This window comes from Methanocalculus sp., assembly GCF_030651615.1.
In the GTDB taxonomy this organism is placed as follows: Archaea; Halobacteriota; Methanomicrobia; order Methanomicrobiales; family Methanocorpusculaceae; genus Methanocalculus.
Genome location: NZ_JAUSCG010000215.1, coordinates 1 through 4,200, shown reverse-complemented (window position 1 = coordinate 4,200; position 4,200 = coordinate 1). Strand labels below are relative to the sequence as shown.

General features: G+C 49.3%; 3 protein-coding genes and 1 pseudogene. 3 read left to right on the top strand and 1 reads right to left on the bottom strand.

All coding sequences use genetic code 11. The annotated features are described in order from the left end of the window. Positions 1 to 174: 174 nt before the first annotated feature. Positions 175 to 1,326, top strand: coding sequence for an iron ABC transporter substrate-binding protein (locus tag Q7V06_RS09165; RefSeq protein WP_304840801.1), 1,152 nt, complete (start codon positions 175 to 177; stop codon positions 1,324 to 1,326). Positions 1,327 to 1,469: 143 nt separating this feature from the next. Beyond that, on the top strand, positions 1,470 to 2,609 hold the full coding sequence (locus Q7V06_RS09160) for an iron ABC transporter substrate-binding protein (protein ID WP_304840799.1): 1,140 nt from the start codon (positions 1,470 to 1,472) through the stop codon (positions 2,607 to 2,609). A gap of 50 nt (positions 2,610 to 2,659) precedes the next feature. On the opposite strand, the gene Q7V06_RS09155 is transcribed toward Q7V06_RS09160, so the two are convergent. Beyond that, the gene (locus Q7V06_RS09155; protein ID WP_304840797.1) at positions 2,660 to 3,634 is read right to left on the bottom strand and encodes a radical SAM protein; all 975 of its coding nucleotides are present in this window, start codon (positions 3,632 to 3,634) and stop codon (positions 2,660 to 2,662) included. Positions 3,635 to 3,989: 355 nt separating this feature from the next. Here Q7V06_RS09155 and Q7V06_RS09150 point away from each other — a divergent pair. After that, positions 3,990 to 4,200: pseudogene (locus tag Q7V06_RS09150) on the top strand (iron ABC transporter permease); the annotation flags it as partial.

Here is a 4,200-nt window from a genome sequence, read left to right as displayed (position 1 = left end):
TTATGTTTAATATAGAAGAGATCGTATTGGTGTTAGGTACAGGTCTTGCTTATTTAACAGGATGATACTGACATAACCAATACTAATAGTATTTTATGTCAATAATTATGGCACTAAAAATCAAATAAGTATGTTTAAGTTATTTCATATTCGATAGTGATATGATGTGGTATTATGAATAATCGCATTCGTTTGATTATATGTGGAGTGTTTCTTGTCGCACTCCTTGCCGTTGCAGGCTGCGTTGGTGATTCAGGGCAGACTTCAGGTCCGGCAGCTGAGCAGAAAGAGATGACCCTGACCGATGGCTTCGGCCGTACGGTGACCTTTGCAACTCCGGTTGAGAGTGTCCTATGTTCTGGTTCCGGGACGCTCCGGTATTTGGTGTACCTGCAGGGCCAGGATCTGGTTGTCGGTGTTGACAGCATCGAGAAGGAAGATAATGCTATCGAGGGCCGTCCCTATGCGCTGATACACCGTATGTGGTTGAAGGATCTTCCTCTCTTCGGTGAGTACCGTGGAAAGGATGATCCCGAGAAGGTGATTGCGATCGGCCCTGATCTCGTCTTCAAGGGTGGATCAAGCGGTACTGCGTATGGCACCAGTGCAGCTGAGGCAGACACGCTTCAGCAGAAGACAGGTACTCCTGTGGTGGCATTTGCTTATGGCTCTCTCAGAAATGAGGCTGAGAAGACGGAGATGTACACCGGTCTCAGGGTGATGGGAAAGGCGATCGGGAAGGATGCCCGGGCTGAAGAGGTGATCGCGTACATCGAGGCGACGATGGCAGATATTGAGGCTCGTACCGGTGATATTCCGGCAGCCGATCAGAAGCAGGTCTATATCGGCGGTGTGAGCAGTGCGGGTGCACATGGCATCATCTCGACTGAGCCTGCGTACCCACCGTTCCTCTGGGTGCATGCGAATAATGTCGCATCCGGTCTTGGAACCGCACATGTTGATGTTGCGAAAGAGGCGATCGTGGACTGGGATCCCGAGTATATCTTCATCGATGTCGGAACGATCCAGATGGATAGTCAGGGTGCGATCGGGCAGCTGAAGACGGATCCAGCGCTGAAAGGGCTATCTGCTGCGAAGAGCGGTAAAGTCTATGGTGTGTTACCGTACAACTTCTACAACACCAACTATGAAACAGTCCTTGCAAATGCGTACTTTGTTGGATCTGTCCTGTATCCGGACCGGTTTGCTGATGTCGATCCGGTGAAGAAGGCTGACGAGATCTATACCTTCTTTGTCGGAAAGCCGGTATTTAATGAGCTCTCCGGCCAGTACGGAGGGCTTGGTTTCGCTCAGATCCCGATCTGAGCCTCCCTTCTTTTCATTCGTACTTTTTTTTCATATGAATTCTTTATTCAAAAATTGGATTCAATCAGATGAAAAAAGAGAATGGGTATCCTTAAGTGTATCTCAAATCTATTTTCATCTGATGTGGTATTATGAATAATCACATGTATGTTATTATCTGTGGGGCGGTACTTGTTGGCCTCCTTGCAGTTGCGGGCTGTGTGGGTGAATCCAAAAGTCCTGTAGTGTCGGCTTCCGGACCTGTTGAGACCACTCTGACTGACGGCTTTGGCCGGATGGTTACCGTTCCAGTACCTGCAACTGAGGTTCTCTGCTCAGGTTCCGGGTGCCTCAGGTATCTGGTGTACCTGCAGGGTGAGGATCGAATCGTCGGTGTCGATAGCATTGAAAAGAGCATTCGTCCGATTGAAGGCAGATCGTATGCCATTGTACACAGGAATTGGATGGTTGATCTTCCGCTCTTCGGTGAGTTCCGCGGAAAAGATGATCCAGAGAAGATTATTGGCATCAGTCCACAGGTTGTCTTTAAGACTGGTGCTGACGGTCAGCCATCGGCTACAAATGCCGATGCAATTGATAAACTTCAGGATAAAACAGGTGTGGCGGTAATTGGGTTCCTGTACGGATCGTTACGGACTGATGATGAGAAGGCTCAGATGTATGAAGGACTCCGCCTGATGGGGAAGGTTATCGGAAAAGAACCTCGTGCCGAGGAAGTGATCGAGTATATCGAAGCAACGATGGCGGATCTTGAAGCCCGAACCGGTGATATCCCGCCAGCTGAACAGAAGCGGGTCTACATTGGGGGTGTGAGTCTCTCCGGTGCTCATGGTATCATCTCGACTGAGCCTGCATATCCGCCGTTCCTCTGGGTGCATGCGAATAATGTTGCATCCGGTCTTGGCATTGCACATGTCGATGTTGCGAAAGAGGCGATTGTGGACTGGGATCCCGAGTATATATTCATCGATATCTCTACGATTGATATGGATAATGATGGCGCGATCGGGCAACTGAAGTCTGATCCGGCACTTAAGACCCTTTCTGCGATGAAGAGCGGAAAGGTGTACGGTGTCCTTCCGTATAATAATTATAATATCAATTACGAGACTGTTCTTGCTGATGCCTATTACATCGGTAAGGTACTGTACCCTGAACGGTTTGCAGATATCAATCCGGTTGAGAAGGCAGATGAGATCTATACCTTCTTCCTTGGAAAGCCGGTCTTTGATGAGTTAAACAGTCCGTACAGAAACCTCGGGTTCTCACAGATCCCGATCTGATTGAACACATCCATTCAATTAGGGGGGGGCGTTTCCCCCCCTCTTCTCTTTTATCTGGTTTTTTTCTCCTCCGGATCTGACTCGTTCAGCTGGCAGCTGCTGTAAAATACGCCACGTTCGCCCCGAACGGATCTGATCTCCCCTCTCGCTTCCAGATCCCGAAGGAGTTTTGCCACTTCCCCGCCGGGCATCCCGGTGATCCTGATGATATCCTCAATGGTCGAGGGGCGGCGGCAGAGCATTGCAGCGATCATCTCTTCCCCCTCGCCCCCCCCTCCTCCGGATCCTGAGATGGATCGTTTCCGGTTGACGATCTCAATCCCCTCTACACCAAGCAGCTCTCGTATATCCAGAAGTTCGGTCTCTGATGCCGCCTGCACCCAGCCCTCCGGAGCCGGACGGTCAAGGGTGTTCAGCTGCACGATATCAGGTCTGACCCGCAGGATCGCTTCGCGAAGCCGGAGAAGCTCGTCTTCGGTGGTATTCAGCCCCGGTATGATGAAGACCTCAAGCCAGATCTCGCCCGTATAGTGCCTTCTGAACGCTTCCATCCCATCGATGATGGTATTGATTTTGAGGGACGGATGGGGTCGGTGTATCCGCTCAAATGTCTCCTGTACTGCTGAAGTGAGGGTAGGGATCACCCGGTCTGCAGACAGCAGCTCCTCTGTTACATCCGGCAGATAGAGAAGGCTCCCGTTTGTGAGGACGCTGATTGTATAGTGTGGAAACTCCTCTTTGACCATTGAGATCACACTTCCAAGCGAGAGCGAGAGGGTCGGCTCACCTGATCCCGCAAAGGTGACCGAATCGAGTTCCGGGCTGGTGGAGAGGATGCTCCTGAGCTCTGAGATTACTTCTTCTTCAGGGAAGAAGTACTCCCGTTCAACTGTCTTCATTGTTGTCTCCCCGCATTCGCAGTAGATGCAGTTGTATGAGCAGGTCTTGTACGGGATGAGATCGATCCCAAGAGATCTGCCAAGCCGGTACGAAGATACCGGGCCAAAGATATGTTTATATTTCATTCGACGTACCGTCTCTAACCTTAACAGATGATCTGATCTGTTCTTCTCCTGATACTCCACCTTCGAATTTCCCGGATATAACTGCTTCTGTCTCTGCATTCTGGTTGTATTAGTGCTATACATAATCCCATTTTGTACAACCTACTCTCCATACTAAAGTGTATTATGCAGTAAAAAATCGATATTTAATTGAATTGTTCAGAAGAAGCGAAAAATGAATATGCTTATTTACCCAACATCCCTATATTGATTTGAGGAAGTATAATGTATTTTAATAATCGTATTCACTCCATGCTCCCCGGCAGGTATGGGAACTGCGATGGGCAAAAACAGCATATAAGGGGTGGATAATCCTTTGCACTTCGATGACGGTGAACTCCCGCAGGATTACCTGAAGTACACACACCGGAAGGTGCTCTGGATTCTCGGAGGCATCGTAACACTCTTCTTCCTCCTTATCCTCTCAATTTCGGTTGGTGCGGTCTCGATATCCCCCTATGAGGTCTTTCTCACCCTTATCGGGCAGAATGTATCGACGAAATGGGATGCAATTATCTGGAATATCC